We start from the raw sequence: 17,433 nt of genomic DNA on the forward strand, positions 1-17,433 counted from the left end.
GGGGGCAGGGGAGCAGGGGGGAAAGAAGTAATAACCAGTACCCAATGACAAATTGAAAAAATATCGACAAAAGTCTAATTACCTTTAGAAGGCTGATACATATACTGTAGATGCATCTGGATTAGCTACCAGCAGAACACCTTCATGCTTATCTTCGTTCTTCAAACTTTAGCCGAAATTCTAGCTGGAGGAACCTCACTTACCAGTACAGAGCAAATTGACTTTAGCCATCCTGGTAATCGTAGGGAAGAGGGAGCAGGCCCGACTCTCAATTTATACATTTTTGATATACGTGAGAGTAAGCAGGTACAACATTCTGGTAGGCAAGTTGAACGCAAGCTAACACGCGCTCTACAACCTGCCACTGTAAATTGGGCACCCGCTTGGTTTGATGTTTCACTGCTATTAACAGCATGGGATAGAACAGCTTTAGGGGAGCATCACTTTATCAGTGAGGCGTTGGCTGTGCTGTTGCGCCATCGCACCTTGGAAGAGGAGTTTTTGGTTCCTGAATTACGGGGCTATGGTAATTTGAACATGACAGTTGCCCTAGAGCCGCCAATTGAAATTGGCTCTTTATGGAGCGCTCTCAATGTGCCATTGCGTTCAGCCTTATATTTGACAGTTACAATTCCCTTCGAGCCACAACCTACGCCAGTACCTTTGGTTTGGGAGCGGATTTTCAATTTGCGAAATCAATTGTCTCGTGATAGTGACAGTCTAGTATTAACCAGGCGAGTTGCGATCGCAGGTATTGTTAAAAGTGCGGTGACAAATCTGCCACTGGTAGCGGCAGAAGTAGCTGTGAGGGGAACTGAAAAATCCATATTAACCACTAAAGAAGGGCTGTTCTTCTTTGAAGACCTTCATTTAGGTAATTATGTTTTGACTCTGAATCATCCTGGCTATTTACCCCAAAACGTCAATGCATTGGTAGATAACCAAAGTAATACTTTCAAAGAAATATTTCTAACTCCTGAATAATTAGATTTTTACTGACTTGGAGAGACTTTCATGGCTAGACTTGATTACTTTGCTCCTGGTGTCTATATCGAAGAAATTGACCGGGGTAGCCGACCAATTGAAGGTGTTAGCACGGCAGTTGCCGGATTTGTAGGCTTTACAGAAGATGTTCGTGGTGGGGCTGAGTTATACAAGCCCATGCTAGTAACTACTTGGACGCAATTTTTAAACTACTTTGCGCGTCCCAACTCTGACGGCTTCACCGACTTCAACGCCTATTTACCCTTTTCAGTCTACGGCTACTTTATGAATGGTGGCGGTCGTTGCTGGGTAACAAGCATTGGGACTCAGTTACCAGGCGCACCCAGACCCGCAACTCCAGAACCGGCTACCCTCAGAATCAACTCTAGAGGTAATCGTCCAGCCCTCCGCTTTACTTTGCGCCCTGAGCAAGCATCAGGCGGATTAGTAAATCTTGTAATTATTGATGGTTCACCCCGCGCCTTACCTGAAGGTACTGAAGGAGAAGCGCCTCCAAATACAGGCGAATATTTCACCATCCAAATTCGTCGGGGAGATGAACTTCTAGAGCAATACGAGAACTTGACAATGAACCGCGAGCCTGCTGCTCAAACAGCGACTTATGCGCTGGCGGCATTGAGAAATTCGATGTATATCACTGTAGAAGACATAACTCAAAGTGGACAACCTTTAGCTCGTCGTCCGGTGAATGGTCAATATGAACTAGCGCCGCCCATTGTTGCTGCCCCACCCGATAGATTTTCGCAAAATTTAGAAGGGGTTCGAGACGATCGCACCGGGGTACGCGGTATCTTTGAAGTTGATGAAATCACAATGCTGGCTTGTCCTGATGTGATGCGGGCTTATCAAGAGCAGATACTTAATTTAGATCAAGTCCACGGCATCATCGAACTGATGATTAGTATGTGCGAGGGTTCTGCCAGTGGCGATATTCCCAATCCGCCCAACCGCATGGTTGTACTTGATGCGCCACCGGATGCCGTCAAACCTCAGCAAGTAGTGGAGTGGTTGAATAGATTTAACCGTCGTTCGATGTTTGCGGCCCTTTATTATCCTTGGATTAAAGTACCTAATCCACGCGATCGCGGTAATCCAATTTTAGTACCTCCTTGTGGTCATGTGATGGGTGTTTGGGCCCGCACCGACGAAACCAGAGGAGTTTACAAAGCCCCTGCAAATGAAGTTCCCAGAGGCGTAATTGGTTTGGGCTATGAAACAAACTTCCGCGAACAAGAACTATTAAACCCCCTAGGGATAAATTGCATTCGCAGCTTCCCCAACCGAGGTATCCGCATTTGGGGCGCACGCACACTAGTTGAGCCAGATAAAACAGAGTGGCGTTATATCAGTGTGCGTCGGTTAATTAGCTATATCGAAAAATCCCTAGAATTGGGGACTCAGTGGGTAGTTTTTGAACCGAACGACCAAGATTTATGGGCACGTGTCACCCGCACCGTTAGTAATTTCTTAGAGCGCATCTGGCGTGAAGGTGCTTTATTTGGCGCATCTCCAGCACAAGCATTTTATGTCAAGTGCGACGAAGAATTGAACCCACCAGAAACCAGAATTTTAGGACGTTTATATATTGAAGTCGGTGTTTGCCCAGTCAGACCGGCTGAATTTGTTGTTTTCCGCATCAGCCAATGGAATGGCATTGAAGATAGCGAATAGGGTATTGGAATTAGGGGACAGGGGACAGGGAATAATCTGTACCCTGTAACCTGTAACCTATTCCCCTCTTCACTCCTAATTCCCCATTCCCAAATTAACCACACACAAAGGAGTCTAAAACTATGGCAGGCGAATTTTTAACCTCTTGTAAATTTTACTTTGAGGCTGATGGAATTACTGATAAATTCATCAAAGAAATTAGCGGACTAGGCGTTGAGAATACTCCAGCACAAGAAGTCCACGGTTCATCTAAAGGCGCTAAACTAATGCGTCAAGCTACACCAACTGTTGTTAAATTTACTAACATCACAGTAAAAGTCATCGCCACTGATGATATAGACCTTTATACTTGGTATCAAAAGTGTAACGAAGACATGGGTGATCCTCGTCAGTGGGCACAGAATCGTAAAACTGGTTCAGTGGTCGCTTATGACCAACAAGGCTCAGAAAAAGCACGCTGGAACATTGTCAATTGTTATCCCTGTAAATACACTGGTCCTACCTTAACAGCCTCTGGTGGTGATATGGCAAATGAAACAGTTGAATTGGTTCACGAAGGAATTAAACGAATCAAATAATTAGCATTTAACAGTGGTACAATCCGCAAGCCGAATTCCAGAAGTTCTTACGGCCCATCGGTTCTATTTAGAACTGACACTAGAAGGTCAAAACGATGCCAATTGCTTCTTTTTGGAGTGTCAAGGCTTCAAAAGAACACAAGAGGTAATTGAAATTTCTGAAGTTACTTCTCAAACCTGGGGTAAAAAAGGGCAATCAAAAGGTCAGGTGGTGAGAACTAAGCTTCCTAGCAATCCTAAGAGTGGTAATCTCACTCTGCGTCGAGGTACTACCAACTCTATGGATTTTTGGAAGTGGTTTGAAAAAGTTGAAAAAGGTAATTGGTCTGAGCAACGTAGACTAGTTGCTTTGTCTATTTATAATCAGGCAAATCAAGAAATAGCTAGATTTGAATTAGCTGGTGCTTGGCCTGCAAGTTATAAAATTGCCGATGTTAACGCCCGCAGCCATGACATCGAAATTGAGGAAGTGGAGGTTGCTTTTGAGGAATTTAAACGTGTGAAGTAATTAGGAGAAGTATGTTTCCCACAGAGTTTGAATTTACATTGCCAAAGGGGTATCTAGACTCTGAAGGCAACCTCCACCGCAAAGGTGTAATGCGGTTATCAACGGCGATAGACGAGATTGCACCCTTGCGCGACCCACGCGTTAAAGCTAATCCTGTTTATGCCACAATTATTATCTTGTCACGAGTGATTACTCACTTGGGTGCTTTATCAGAAGTTACTCCTGCAACAGTAGAAAACTTTTTTGCCCAAGATTTAAATTATCTCCAAGATTTTTATCGACGAATTAATGGCTTGGAAGGTGAAACTTCCATACCAGAAGATACAATAAACTCCCCCGAAGCCGTTCTTCATAATTGAATTGGTCATGGGTTATAGGGCATTGGAAATAGGGAGTGGGGAGCAGAAGAGCAAAGAGCAAAGACTCATTAATGGAGTTCAAAGACTCATCCCCTATTCTCTAATTCCCAATTCCCAATGCCCAATGCCCAATGCCCAATGCCCAATTCCCAAATTAAATTACCTATGCGCCGTAAAAAGGATACTCTCTGCACAGAATTTGCCTTCACTCTTCCTAGAGGATTGAGTGATAGTGAACAACGAGTACATCGTCATGGGGTGATGCGTTTAGCCACCGCCAAAGATGAAATTTTGGTGCAACAAGAGCGCAAAGTTAAGGAAAATCCAGCTTACGGTGTTTTGGTGATGCTTGCACGGGTTATTACTCGCTTGGGCAGTCTTAACTCTGTTAGCCCTGATTTACTTGAAGAACTTCTTTTACATGACATTGCCTATCTTCGAGAATTTTATAATCGAATCAATCAGCAAGGCGATGTACATATTCCTACACAATGTCCCCATTGTAATACTCAATTTTCAGTGGAGCTAGAACTAGCGGGGGAGTCGTAAGCTACCCCTCTGATACTTTATATGAGGAGGTAGCTTTTATTGCTTATCATTTCCACTGGTCACAAGATGATATTTTAAATTTAGAACATACTACCCGTCAGCGCTGGGTAGCAGAAATCAATAAAATTAACCAAAAATTAATATGAAAGTAAAAGTTAGCTACTCACCAAATCTAAGTGAAGTCAATGAAGTTGACCTGACCACAGAAACTCCAACGAGAGGAGAATGGTTAATAGGTCGTTCTCCTGATTCTGATTTAGTCTTAGACAGTCCTGATATTAGTCGGGTACATGCTAAGTTTTTTGTTAAAGCTGGAAATTACTACTTCTCTGACCTTGGCAGTAGAAATGGCTCAATATTTAATGGAAAACAAGCCGAAAAAGATCGACCATATTCTTTGAGTGATGGAGATATTATTAGGATTGCAGATTACGTTCTGATCTTAGAAGCAGTTGCTCCCGCTTATGAGCAACCAGAGACAGTCTTTAGAATTATAGACCCTTCACTGTTTTCTCGACCGCGATCGCCTGAAAATGTCAGCGCACCCAATGTCGTTAATCCAGCCCCAGAAGTAGTTAGCGAAGTTCCAGCGCCTATTACTCCCGAAGTAGAAACACCTTCTCCAGAAGTCAGCGAAATCTCCGAAGTTGTTGCTAATCAACCCGATGATGTCATTCCGGTTGTTGAGATAATCGCCCCTGAAAACATTATTCAGTCACCAGAAGCAGTTAGCGAAGTTCCACACGATGTCCATGATGAAATTGTGGATTTGCAATCAGTTGCGCCAGAAGTCAGTGCAGATGTTGAAGAAGTAGAGATTCCAGAAATCAGCGAAAATGATGAGGAAGTTTCTTTTACTTTAGCCGATGATGCGATCGCAGCACCTGAAAATATCATCGAAACTTCTGAAGAGGAAATTACACTTCCAGAACTTACTGACGATGAGGTTACAGACTTTCAAACAGCACTGGCGACAGAATCTACTTTCGTGCAACGGCGTGATACAAGTAGCATTCCCGAACCTACTGACTATGAAGATGCAGAGTTTGAGGCAGCACTAGAAGCAGAAGTCACCTTCGTACAGCCACGTGATATTTTCCACCAAGTTCCCGAAGCGACCTCCCTAGAAGATGCGGAGTTAGAGGCGGCGCTGGAAGCAGAAGTCACCTTCGTGCAGCCGCGTGATATTTTCGGCGAAGTGTCTGATGAAGAAAGTACCGTTCTGGAAGTTACTCATAGTGAAAATCAAGTATTAGATTTAGATATACCAGTCGCAGAAGAAGTCAGTTTAGAGTTTGGCGAATTTGTCAATGAAGTTACTGAAGAAGAGGAGATTCAGCCACAAGAAACATTGAGCCAACCTACACAAGATATCAATGATGAATTAGTAGATTTAGATATTTTATTTACGCCAGAAGACAGCACAAATATTGACGAAGTAGAACCTAGTTTTGCTGTTGATGAGACAGGAGGCGAAGTTGCTGAAGCATTGACGGAGCCTGATAATATCGTTGCAGAAGTTTCTAGCAATCAATACATTGATTTGAATAATACAACTACAGAAGAAGCCAGCGTAAATGTTGACGATGTTGTTCTAGTAAGTGAAGTTACTGAATTAACTGATATTCAATCTTTGGAAACAACAGAAAGTGAAGTCCCTGAGAGTATCAGTCAAACTATTGAAGAGGTTCCTGAAGTAGAAGCAACTCAATTTGATGAAACTCCAGAAGAAATAAATGTAAGTGAGCCTCCCCAAGTGATTATTGAAAGAAACATAGTACTCATCGCTCACGAGAGCAAGAAATCGGAACTTGCTGAATTTGTTTCTCAACACCAGGAATTTTTCTCACATAGCTTTACAATTACCTGGCCATCTGTTGGTGAAGTCTTACATCAACAAGCAGGAATAACAATTAGTCAGCAAACCCCAGCACCGATTTCTGGAGGATATCAAACAATTGCTTCATTGGTTGGAGCGGGAGAAATTTTAGCAGTTATTTTCCTGAGAGATTTGCTGCAACCTCAGCCTGGTCAGGCAAATGAAGAAGCACTGCTCAGATTATGCACTATTAATCAAGTTTTACTGGCAACTAATTTGCCAACAGCAGAAGCGATTGTGCATTATCTTAAACATATATAGCCCTACTTAATGATTCGTGATTAACAAAATCCCCGATTTCTTAAAGAAGTCGGGGATTTGCATATTTCGAGAAAAGTTGCAAATTGCATAGAATAATTTCAATGATGAAAATTAGGATAAAAAATATGTATATTTTAAAATAAAACTTATCTAGAGAAATGCTTACAAACTTAAAAACTTTATTTAGACAACCAGTTATTCTTTCAAGTGCGATCGCTACAATTTTACTAGTAGGCATTCAAAAACTTGGGGTTTTCGAACCTCTAGAAATGAAGGTCTACGACCAAATGATGCAATTACGTGCCGACCCAGGCCCAGACTCTCGTCTATTGATTGTTGCTTTAACTGAAAAAGATATTCAAAAATGGAATTGGCCACTATCTGGCGAACTTCTAGAGCGACTATTGGGCAAACTTGAAGCTTATGAACCGCGAGCCATTGGTCTAGATATTTTCCGTGACTTACCTGTACAACCAGGTCATGAAAAACTACTGCAACGCCTACAACAGAGCGATATCATCATTCCTATCTGTAAACATTCTGGTTCTAACAACCCAGGAATAGCGGCCCCAAAGGGGATTGAAGCAGAGCGAGTAGGATTTAATGATGTAGTAGAAGATACTGACGCGACAATTCGTCGCAACCTATTATTGGTAAGTGCAGAAGAGTCCGATTCTTGTCAAAGTACTTATTCTTTTAGCTTACAACTAGCACTTAAATACTTAGAAGTTGGAGGCATCCAACTAAAATTTACCCCCAAAAAAGAACTACAACTACGAGATACTGTATTTAAACCCCTACAAAGCGACGCTGGCGGTTATCAGAAAGCAGATACAAATGGCTACCAAATCTTGCTTAATTACCATTCTGGTCATCAGATTGCCCAGCAAGTAACTATTACAGAAATACTTGAAAATCAAGTTAAACCAGATTTGGTGAAAGACCGCATCGTTTTAATTGGTTCAACAGCCAATAGTTTAAATGATATTTTTAACACGCCATTTGCTACTGGTAAGTCAGATAATTCCGGCAAAATGGCAGGAATTGAAATTCATGCCCACAGCGTTAGTCAAATTCTCAGTGCTGTTCTTAACAGACAGCCATTATTTTGGTTTCTACCTGAATGGGGTAAAGTCCTATGGATATGGGGATGGACTGTAGTTGGTGGGTTGCTGGTATCGCGGATTCAACATCCACTAGGCTTAGGACTGGCAGGAGCAACAGCCCTTGCAGTCTTATTTGGAGGCAATTTTGTCATTTTTACCCAAGCTGGATGGTTCCCTGTAATACCTCCAACTTTGGGGTTAGTATTTACCGCCGGCAGTGTTCTTGCTTATAGTGCTTATAAAACGAAACAAGAGCAACAAGAAATTACCCAACGGGTTCAAGAACACCAACAATTAATTGTGGAATTGCAAGGTCTTTTACGTCAGCGCGGCGATGCCTCAAATGAAGCACCAACTGTAATTGCTGATTCCATCGGGCAAGAAATTTCACTAGGAACTCTACTAAACAACCGCTACAAAATTACTCAAGGCTTGGGTTCTGGAGGATTTAGCAATACTTATTTGGCTGATGATATCCAGCGTCCTGGGAATCCGCAGTGTGTGGTTAAACAGTTGCGTCCCCCCCGCCAAGATGCAGAATATTTAAATGTCGTCAGACGATTATTTGACGCTGAAGCACAAATTTTAGAAACCTTGGGTAAGCATCCACAAATCCCTCAATTGCTAGCTTTTTTTGAAGAAAATCGGCAATTTTCTCTAGTGCAAGAATTTGTTCGAGGGCACGCTATAGACAAAGAAGTAACTTCTGGAAAGCGACTAAAACAAGCTGAAGTTGTGGAAATGCTCAAAGAAGTTTTACACGTACTTGTTTTTGTTCACAGCTATGGTGTAATCCATCGAGATATCAAACCTAGTAACTTGATTAGACGAGAATCAGATCAACACATTGTTTTAATTGACTTTGGCGCTGTTAAGCAAATTCATCCTCAGCAGCAAGAAGCTCAGACTATTTCAATTGGTACGCCTGGTTATGCACCTTCTGAGCAAATGAGCGGGTTGCCAAAACTCAACAGCGATATTTATGCGTTGGGAATTATGGGAATTCAAGGTTTAACCGGGGTAGATCCTAGAGAATTTCGCAGAGATGTAAATACTGGTGAAATAATTATTCAAGGTGAAGCTGATGGCAATCAACAGACTTGGCAACATTGGCGCGAGCTAACTGACGCTACAAACGAGTTAGTTATTATTTTAAATAGAATGGCGCATTTCGATTTTACTCAACGATATCAGTCAGCAGCAGAGGTTCTCAAAGCTATCGAAAGTCTTTAGTAATATGTTATGTAGCGTTTCCTAACCAACTGAGGTAGACTCAAATCTTTTTTACCAAGCTTAGTAACTTTGAAAACATACCACACTAAGCTAAGAATCGCTATATAGTTTATTAACATCTTCCTACAACTGCCTAACAGCGCTGCATAAATCTTGAGATTATCTCAGTTAAATACATATCTGTTCAAGTTTATCCTAAACTTTGCTCCCGATATATTAACCAACACAGCATCAGCGATGAAACTCTTTCCTTCGCTTAATTTTGTCCATATTGTTAATTCTAGTGTCTTACCTAGAATCGCTCGGACTAAAATAGCCAGTCACAGCAGGAGTTGCACATCAATCAACTCTCATACTTTACGCACTCATTCCACAAATATCAATTACCTTAAACCCTTTGATACTGCTGTTATTGCTTATCACATGATGGGTTTTAGTAACTTTGAATGATCTTTTTCAGTTCTTGCACTCCATTAGCTCACCCTAATGGGTGAGGAATAAATCAACCGATTGGGTAATCTGAATGCAGGAAGTTAAGACAGATAAAAAATAAGACTCTATTTCCTAAGAACACTAATTACACTTTACTTTAACTAAATAGAACCTTATGAAACTTTCTATCTTGATAGATTCTGTACTCATTGTTACTTCGATTGCTTTATTGCCTGGAATGGGTGGCGCTCAAATAGTTACTCACAAGAGTGGCGAACCTATAGCTATCAACTCTAACAATTTACCTACTCATTCTCCAAACGTCAGCTACCTCATACCTTTTGATGTCGCATTTCTAACTCATCAAGGAGGAAAAGCTTCTGTTTCCCCCTAATCATCATCCCATTACTAAAAATTACTTTAACCCTTCCAACCTTGGAGGGGTTTTTAGTTGGTAGCTGCTTTTAGTATCGTCCCCTTTCCCCAATGCAGCTTTTCATATTTCTCCCAGAGAAAAGCGCGATCGCACCATGTACAGTACGTTTATTCCTATAATGCTTGTATAGCAACACTTTCGGCTATATCACAAACCCTCAGATTACCCTGCTCCACTGTAACGCAGCCTCTCACACCCCCAGAAAAAAGGGCCGGGTAATAAATTATTTACTGTTCTATCAAATTAACGTTGTTAAGTTACTCAGCAGGTGTAGTTCTCACCTCCAGGCTGTGTTAAATATTGTGACGCGAAACAGGAGTATAGATACGTTGCTAAAGCTTTCTCCAGAATCTCCTCTATTTTTTGTCTTAATTATTATTAGTTTTTTAATAGTAACTTTGTCAACTTGGTTATTATCTAAACCATTTATTTTAAAACCTTTTGGGTTGAATGATATTATCCAAATACTCACATTACAGTTATTTATCTCTTTATTACTAGAACGTTCTTTAGAAGTTTTTATAACTACTTGGCGCGGCCCATTCGTTGAACAATTAGATATTAGTATTCAGCAAGAAAAGGCTCTTATATCCGAAAAACTAAGACTTATAGAAGTCCAACAACAGTTTCCTTCTTTTGAATCAAATCAAACCATTGGGCTACCACCTGAAGGAATGAGTTTAGAACAGCAAATTATCCAGAATTTTACACAAAATCAACAGGAGTCATTAAAAATATTCAAGCCACAAATGGATAATTTAAATGAAAAAGAGCGCCAAAAGACAGCTTATAAATCTGATACACGAGTCATTGCTCTATGGACATCCCTTTTATTTGGGCTTTTAATGAGCGCAATAGGTATTCGATCAATTGAGCCACTTGTAGTTCTTGATTTCGATAATCCAATCCAAGTAATTATTTTTCGTTGTTTAGATGCGTTACTGACAGGAGGTTTAATTGCGGGAGGTAGCGAGGGAATCCATAAGCTCATAAAAGTTTTCATTGACTTTATGGAAGCCACATCTAAACAAATCAAAAATCAAGGATTATCTTGATACAATGAACTATTTTACTTTCCATAATCCGGATAATCTTGCAATTACCATTCTAATTAAATAAGCAATATGTATTATCAATATATGTTGCAATCTTCCCATGAATAATTATTAATATCTACATAATTTTTATTTAAACTTTTCACTACATCTGCCTCTGCTAAAACCTTAACTCCTTCAGTTTCCAATTTATCTTTTTGTTGGTTCACATAATTTATTAAATAACCTTTAGAGTCTAATATTCTATGTATTGGATAATTGGTAGCCGAGGTTTTTTTAAGATATGTAGGAATAGCTCTTAAATAGCTATTGTCAACTCCTATAGCTTTAATTATCTGTTTATATGTAACTACTTTTCCAATGGGAATTTTGATGATAAAACCTAGAAATCGTTCATAAGGATTTTCAGGTAATGCTGGAAATTTATGAGCTTGAACCTGAAATTTACCACCAACTTGAATTTGACCTGATTTAGTAACTACGCCTAAGATTCCTCTTTTACCCTTGATGCTCTTAAATGATTCTACTAAGTGGGCTATTCGCTTACACGGTTCGCAGTAAAAAGTTAGACGAATTGCCGCACCATTCTCAAAAGTTAGCAGAGATCCAGGAATAAATTTATCAAATCCTATACCTGTAACCACAATATTTTCTCGCAATTGTCCTGGTTGAATTGATAAGTCTAAAATATCTTCATACCTAACAATTAAAATTTGCCTGGGACTTATCGGATCGGCATTAATATCTTCTGCTATACCATGACCTAACTTTAAGCTTAATGTTTTAAGTTCCACCATTGCAGAACCTGGTTTTACTTTGGTGAAAAGATGCGTTATTGAGAGAGCCATATTCATTTATCGGCGCGATCAATTTTAAATTGAGGAGATGAAGTCAGGTAAATCATCAGATTTATTAAGAATGAATAAACTTCCATCTCCTCCACGTCCAATTCTTAAGGTTTCATCTAAATAAGTAATGTCTAATGTCGCAGCTCTGCTAGTAGGATTATTAGCTGAGACAACTTTAAATGGGTTGAGTTGAGGAGTATTAATACCAACAATTTTCTCAATCGATAGGTAGCGTTTGTCAAAATAAACGTTGAGGCGTTTGTTTGGTAGAGGTTCTAAATCTTCTTTAGCTGGCTCAAAGCTAGCTGTCACTTTAACATATCCTGATACTATCCCCAGAGGATGTTTAACCTTAGCTAGATTGAAAAACAATTTATTTGCAATATCAATTACTTGATAAACTTTACCCAGCTTTAAGCCCAATGGGAGAGAAACCAAAGAACGGATTTCTCTGGCAGTGGAGTATTGCAGTTGCCAAGCTCCTTCTAACAAATGAGTCGCGTTAATTAGAGGATTAAGATTCGGGTTGACGCTCTCTAGTTCCGTCGTCAATTCTTCAATTTCTTCGGCTAAGGTTTTGTCTAGCTTCAAATCGGTAACAGGAGAGCCATCACTCTTAGCTTGAATCTCCTCAAGCTTGGCTTGTAATTTTTCCTTAAGCAAGACGTGGGCCAAGTAGCGATCGCACATTTTAAATACATTTTAAATTAGTGTTTGGATGAACTGAACCTGCTGCTTAATTTTGGATTTTAGATGTCTCTAAAATCTAAAATCCAAAATCTATAACTCTTACAGTTGCCGCACTAATGGCTGACCATCTTTGACTTCACCAATCAAAACTAAATCGACACAGTTAACAAAAATACCATTTTCCAGAACACCGGGAATGTTATTCAATGTTTTTTCTAGGCTGACTGGATCTTCAATAGAGTCAAATCTGACATCCAAGACAAAGTTACCTTGGTCAGTGATCACTGGGCCTGCTTTTTTGACACCCATGCGGAGTTCGGGTTTCCCACCGAGTTTTTTAATGGCATTGGTTACAGGAGTAATTGCCATTGGAATCACTTCTACGGGTACAGCAAAACTAGAACCCAAGCGATCTACTAATTTACCACTATCTACCACGACGATAAACTGTTCTGCCAGGTAGTCTACGACTTTCTCGCGGGTATGTGCTGCACCACCGCCTTTAATCAAATTCTTCTGCGGATCAACTTCATCTGCCCCATCAATAGCAATATCGATGTGGTCAATAGAATCCAAGGTGGCGAGAGGGACACCATACTGCTTCGCCAGCACTTCTGACTGAAACGAGGTAGGTATGCCAATGATATCTTTGAGTTCACCAGACTTGAGGCGATCGCCTAAAAACTGAATCGTATATGCTGTAGTTGACCCCGTACCCAACCCAACGATAGAACCCGATTTTACTAGGGCGGCAGCGGCTTTGCCAACTTCTTGCTTCATCAACTTTACGGGATCTGTTCCTGTCATTCCCAAAACTCCTGAAAAACTGACTATAGTCCATAGTAGTGGGCAGATAACATCAAAAGATGAAAGGTAAAAAACAAGTTTTTGCTAATTTCCGCTTCCTTATATTAGGAACTTGTAAAAAATAAAACATTGTAGTGTCCGGAACAGAGGAGATTGCTTATGTAGAATTGATAGTATATTAATATACCGCAACTATGAAAACGCCCCAGCATACTGGTCTTACCTTCGAGAAACTTATCGCTGAGATGGCCCCAGAAGTGTCAAATACCTTCACAGCAGAGCAATTAGAAGGCATCAAAAGGGTTTTTAACTCTCGTATTTGGACTCGTCATTCTTTAGACATAAGAGTTTCAGTACCAATTCCCGGATTAAGATTTTATTTGGTCTTGCTAGCAGGTTCAGAACGTCGTTCTAAAACGCGTTTGCGCTCTGAAAAAGGTTTATATCCTTTTTGGACTCCTGCCAATACCTTGTTTGTCATAGTATTTTTAATGATTCTATCGGCTTGTAGCTACACTATATTTTCTGTTGCATCGTCTTCACTGACTCCTCTAACTAACTTGAATTACCCTACTTCAATTCCTTGGATTGACGATAAATCAGAATGTGAACGCACCAATAGAGTTTGGAATGATGGGAAGTGCTGGGATTCTGAACACAGTCCTAATTTTTAAAGCTACACTCTCGTAGCTACGCAACATTGCCCAGCCTAAATTCGTCACTAGCTGAGTTACAGGTTATTAAGAACACCAAATTTTGCGTTAACCTCAGTAACGTAGTTTTTTTTAATTCACGTTAGTAGCTAAAAGCGGTTATGGTGATGCGTCAGCTTTCAATTACTCTATCTTTAGTAGCACTACTACAAAATTTACCAGCAATTGCTCAAGTGCCAGAAACGACTTCTGGAACCTCATCTGATTCCATTCAACAGGTAGTTGCTGCGAAATGGATGACAAACTTTTCAGATGGCAAGTTTTATCCAGAAAGGTTAGTCAGTAGGGCAGAATTAGCGTCGATTATGGTCAAAGCATTTCGGCTTGATAAAAGAGAAGCTGTTAACAAAGCAAATTTAACGATTCCAGATGTTCCTCGCTCTTATTGGGCATTTAATGATATACAGACAGTCTTAAAAACTGACATCATGAAAGGCTATCGGGGCAATGAGTTTTTCCCTAATCAAAAGGTGACAAAGGCGGAGGCTCTTGCTATTTTCGCTCAAGCTTATGGTGTATTTCAGTTTCCTGATGAGTCTGTAAATGAGATTCTGGCTTCACATCCAGATGAAAAGTCTATCCCAACTTGGGCTAGAAAAGCGATCGCTACAGTAGCTACAGAAGGATTTCTCAATACAGATGCTCAAGGCAATATTTCTCCATTAAAACCCGTTACCCGTGGAGATATGGCTTATGTATTGAGTAAATATTTACAACGACAACAGCGACAACCCGAAACACCAGAAGTTCCAATTATTCAAAATAGCCCACAATCACCTTAGTTAGGCTTTATCCAGTTAAGCGACCTGTTGATAATCAGTTTTGACCCGGACTTCTATACTTGTCTCGCAGCTGGCGAAGATATAAGGAATTAGATTGTGTTGGTTGCTGCTGCACATAATTCCCATAATTCTGTGGTGGTTGCGTCGGCTGCTGTAAGCCATAATTTCCATAATTCTGTGGTGGTTGCGTCGGCTGCTGCAAGCCATAATTCGCATATCCCATAGGGTTTGTGGGAGCGACAACACTTTGACCCGGAATCTGGCTAGAGTAAGGTGCAATATTACTTGGTCTGACTGGAAGCGTTCCTGGTGCTACATTAGGCACTACTTGACCGTTATTTAAATTATTGTAGGGATTTTGCTGTAAGTTCGTATAACCTGCACCAGTATTTAACCCATTATTAGGTAATACCTGACCGTTATTTAAGTTACTGTAGGGATTTTGCTGTAAGTTCGTATAACTTGCACCAGTATTTAACCCATTATTAGGTAATACCTGACCGTTATTTAAGTTACTGTAGGGATTTGGTTGCAAGTTCCTACCAGTTGACGTGTAGCCTGTCCCTGTGTTTAAACCAGCACTTGGTAGAGAATTCTGACTGGATAAGCTATTCATAGGTGGCATTAACGTTGTTCCTGGCTCAGAGGCTCGGCCCAAAGCATTTGTCTGAGTTGCAGTGGTAGCATTAAAGCCAGACAGCTTCTGATTTGTCGATTGATTGAGTATTGCTTGCAGAGGACTGACAGAGGCAGAATTTTGATTTTTATTGGTTTGATTCGTGAATCCAATTCCCAGGTTAGAGGATGTCTTTTCCCCGTCTGTTGGTTCAGATACCCCAGTTAAAGTTTTGATACCTAGAAACTGATTATTATTAACCGTCCCAGTCCGCAATAAATTTTCGGTTTGTACGACAAAAGGATTTTGGACGGCGGGGGGGGTGTCGCCATTAACGCTTAAAGTAGGATTTAATTTGGCATCATTAGCAAACTTTTGTTTGTTAATTGCATCCTCTAATAAACTTTTGCTGTTTTTTGCCTCAGTTTTTTCCTTGGGAGTATTTGCCGTTAATGGGAGAGTTGCTTGCTCAAAGTCATTAAATAAAACTGGCAGGTTATCAATATCGGCTGCAATGGCTCTGTTTTCTGCTGACAGTGAGGAATCAGTAGGGGTTTGTGAAGTAACTTTGTTTTTTTGCTTATAAACGAAAATATCTGGATTTGACCAGTATTCCCAGGTTACTAGCCCCATTACAGATAAAAAAATTGCAGTTACCCAAAAACCAGGTCGCCCTAGATTCCATAACCTGGCTCTGAGATAGCGTAAGTAGGCGGGAGGATAATGACGATGTGGCATGGGATTGGTAATTGAAATTTACTCGAAATCGGGAAAACTTGACGGAAACTGAAGGCGCTGCTGTTTAATGCTTTTACTTTCCTTAACAGGAAATATCTCAACTAAAGTTGGATCGTCATTTTATCCTAACTTCTCCATCAGTTATTAGTCATTACCAATAGATATTTGACAGTCAAAAATTTACTTTTTAGCGGCTGGAGTGGTTTGGCAAGATTTTCTAGAAAGTTACGGCAATTTATGGTTGCTTTTTGGGCATTGGTCACATTGGATAACATCATGAGTTGATAGTTGCTCTAAGTTTATTGTTGTAGCTGGACAAAGATTCGACTTTTTTACTTTCTAGTTAGCAAAATGTAGGCTGCAATGCTTCGATATATACGCCTCTGAGGGCGCTGTGCCGCACCATACTATTAACCAGGAGACTACAGCAATGATGAAAGCTGAAGATATCATGACCAAAGATGTAGTTACCATTCGCGGTTCGGCGACTGTTGCTGAAGCAGTGGGGCTGATGAAGGAAAAAAAATTGCGGGCGCTAGTTGTAGATATTCGCCATGAAAATGATGCTTATGGTATTGTCACAGAAACGGATGTTGTGTATAAGGTAACAGCCTACGGTAAAGATCCAAATCAAGTGCGGGTTTACGAGATCATGAGCAAGCCCTGCATTGTGGTAAATCCTGATTTGGGTGTGGAATATGTAGCGCGGTTATTTGCTAATACTGGTATTCATCGGGCACCTGTGATTCAAGGCAAGCTGTTAGGTATAATCTCGATTACCGACATTTTGACTAAAAGCGACTTTGTGGAAGCCCCAAAAGCGCTACTGCTGGAAGAGAGAATTCAAAAAGCAATTGAACAGTCTCGCGCTATTTGCACCGAACAAGGAGCCTATTCTAAAGCCTGTGCAGCCGCTTGGGATGAGGTAGAAGAACTCCAGGCAGAAGCTGCTCATCAGAAAGCTGAGGGGATGGTATCAGCCAAAGTCTCTTTTGAAGAATATTGCAAGGAAAACCCGAATGCACCGGAATGCCGAAATTTAAAGTAGGGAATTGGGAATTGGGAATTGGGAATGGGGAATGAGGAATTGGGAATTGGGAATTGGGAATTGGGAATTGGGAATTGGGAATTGGGAATTGGGAATTGGGAATTGGGAATTGGGAATTG

Annotated in this window: 18 protein-coding genes; 14 read left to right on the forward strand and 4 right to left on the reverse strand. The window is 40.6% G+C overall.

All coding sequences use genetic code 11. The annotated features are described in order from the left end of the window. The first annotated feature begins 144 nt into the window (after window positions 1–144). The 11 genes from GNF10_RS26635 (at window position 145) to GNF10_RS26680 (ending at window position 11,072) form a co-directional block, all read left to right on the forward strand. Window positions 145–984, forward strand: a complete 840-nt coding sequence (locus GNF10_RS26635; RefSeq protein ID WP_185584475.1) for a Pvc16 family protein — start codon at window positions 145–147, stop codon at window positions 982–984. 30 nt (window positions 985–1,014) lie between these two features. After that, entirely contained in the window at window positions 1,015–2,676 is a 1,662-nt protein-coding gene (locus GNF10_RS26640; RefSeq protein WP_185584473.1) for a phage tail sheath C-terminal domain-containing protein, read from the forward strand. A gap of 122 nt (window positions 2,677–2,798) precedes the next feature. Next, window positions 2,799–3,254, forward strand: a complete 456-nt coding sequence (locus GNF10_RS26645; RefSeq protein WP_114082349.1) for a phage tail protein — start codon at window positions 2,799–2,801, stop codon at window positions 3,252–3,254. A gap of 13 nt (window positions 3,255–3,267) precedes the next feature. Continuing rightward, on the forward strand, window positions 3,268–3,762 hold the full coding sequence (locus GNF10_RS26650; RefSeq protein WP_041565926.1) for a phage tail protein: 495 nt from the start codon (window positions 3,268–3,270) through the stop codon (window positions 3,760–3,762). An 11-nt stretch (window positions 3,763–3,773) separates the two neighbouring features. Then, on the forward strand, window positions 3,774–4,121 hold the full coding sequence (locus tag GNF10_RS26655; RefSeq protein WP_185584471.1) for a hypothetical protein: 348 nt from the start codon (window positions 3,774–3,776) through the stop codon (window positions 4,119–4,121). 138 nt (window positions 4,122–4,259) lie between these two features. Beyond that, window positions 4,260–4,670, forward strand: coding sequence for a phage tail assembly protein (locus GNF10_RS26660; protein WP_306297077.1), 411 nt, complete (start codon window positions 4,260–4,262; stop codon window positions 4,668–4,670). Next, window positions 4,634–4,816 carry a DUF6760 family protein gene (locus tag GNF10_RS39345; RefSeq protein ID WP_083782463.1) on the forward strand — a complete coding sequence of 61 codons (183 nt, stop codon included), beginning with the start codon at window positions 4,634–4,636 and terminating at the stop codon, window positions 4,814–4,816. The genes GNF10_RS26660 and GNF10_RS39345 overlap by 37 nt, the downstream gene beginning before the upstream one ends. Further along, on the forward strand, window positions 4,813–6,810 hold the full coding sequence (locus GNF10_RS26665; RefSeq protein ID WP_185584469.1) for an FHA domain-containing protein: 1,998 nt from the start codon (window positions 4,813–4,815) through the stop codon (window positions 6,808–6,810). The genes GNF10_RS39345 and GNF10_RS26665 overlap by 4 nt, the downstream gene beginning before the upstream one ends. Before the next feature lie 158 nt (window positions 6,811–6,968). Beyond that, entirely contained in the window at window positions 6,969–9,149 is a 2,181-nt protein-coding gene (locus tag GNF10_RS26670; RefSeq protein WP_185581511.1) for a CHASE2 domain-containing serine/threonine-protein kinase, read from the forward strand. Between the two features lie 607 nt (window positions 9,150–9,756). Next, the gene (locus tag GNF10_RS26675) at window positions 9,757–9,975 is read left to right on the forward strand and encodes a hypothetical protein (RefSeq protein ID WP_185581512.1); all 219 of its coding nucleotides are present in this window, start codon (window positions 9,757–9,759) and stop codon (window positions 9,973–9,975) included. A 371-nt stretch (window positions 9,976–10,346) separates the two neighbouring features. Beyond that, window positions 10,347–11,072 carry a hypothetical protein gene (locus tag GNF10_RS26680; protein ID WP_185592188.1) on the forward strand — a complete coding sequence of 242 codons (726 nt, stop codon included), beginning with the start codon at window positions 10,347–10,349 and terminating at the stop codon, window positions 11,070–11,072. 77 nt (window positions 11,073–11,149) lie between these two features. Here the strand turns inward: GNF10_RS26680 and GNF10_RS26685 are convergent, their stop codons facing one another. The 3 genes from GNF10_RS26685 to rpiA all read right to left on the reverse strand — a co-directional run bounded on the left by GNF10_RS26685 (window position 11,150) and on the right by rpiA (window position 13,417). Then, window positions 11,150–11,869, reverse strand: a complete 720-nt coding sequence (locus tag GNF10_RS26685) for an MGMT family protein (protein ID WP_260445947.1) — start codon at window positions 11,867–11,869, stop codon at window positions 11,150–11,152. Window positions 11,870–11,944: 75 nt separating this feature from the next. Beyond that, window positions 11,945–12,610: a PAP/fibrillin family protein gene (locus GNF10_RS26690; protein ID WP_185583718.1), complete on the reverse strand. Its 666-nt coding sequence runs from the start codon at window positions 12,608–12,610 to the stop codon at window positions 11,945–11,947. A 99-nt stretch (window positions 12,611–12,709) separates the two neighbouring features. Further along, window positions 12,710–13,417: a ribose-5-phosphate isomerase RpiA gene (gene rpiA, locus GNF10_RS26695; protein WP_012407870.1), complete on the reverse strand. Its 708-nt coding sequence runs from the start codon at window positions 13,415–13,417 to the stop codon at window positions 12,710–12,712. A 194-nt stretch (window positions 13,418–13,611) separates the two neighbouring features. Here rpiA and GNF10_RS26700 point away from each other — a divergent pair, with 194 nt between their 5' ends. Together GNF10_RS26700 and GNF10_RS26705 are read left to right on the forward strand one after the other, a co-directional pair. Further along, window positions 13,612–14,091: a hypothetical protein gene (locus GNF10_RS26700; protein ID WP_185583720.1), complete on the forward strand. Its 480-nt coding sequence runs from the start codon at window positions 13,612–13,614 to the stop codon at window positions 14,089–14,091. 146 nt (window positions 14,092–14,237) lie between these two features. Beyond that, window positions 14,238–14,912 (forward strand): S-layer homology domain-containing protein, encoded by a 675-nt coding sequence (locus tag GNF10_RS26705; protein WP_185583722.1) that lies wholly within the window; start codon window positions 14,238–14,240, stop codon window positions 14,910–14,912. Window positions 14,913–14,946: 34 nt separating this feature from the next. On the opposite strand, the gene GNF10_RS26710 is transcribed toward GNF10_RS26705, so the two are convergent. After that, window positions 14,947–16,266, reverse strand: coding sequence for a hypothetical protein (locus tag GNF10_RS26710; RefSeq protein ID WP_185583725.1), 1,320 nt, complete (start codon window positions 16,264–16,266; stop codon window positions 14,947–14,949). A gap of 430 nt (window positions 16,267–16,696) precedes the next feature. Here GNF10_RS26710 and GNF10_RS26715 point away from each other — a divergent pair, with 430 nt between their 5' ends. Continuing rightward, window positions 16,697–17,314, forward strand: a complete 618-nt coding sequence (locus tag GNF10_RS26715; RefSeq protein ID WP_185583727.1) for a CBS domain-containing protein — start codon at window positions 16,697–16,699, stop codon at window positions 17,312–17,314. Window positions 17,315–17,433 lie beyond the last annotated feature (119 nt).

The sequence above is a fragment of the Nostoc sp. UCD121 genome, assembly GCF_014222285.1.
Taxonomy (GTDB): Bacteria; Cyanobacteriota; Cyanobacteriia; order Cyanobacteriales; family Nostocaceae; genus Nostoc.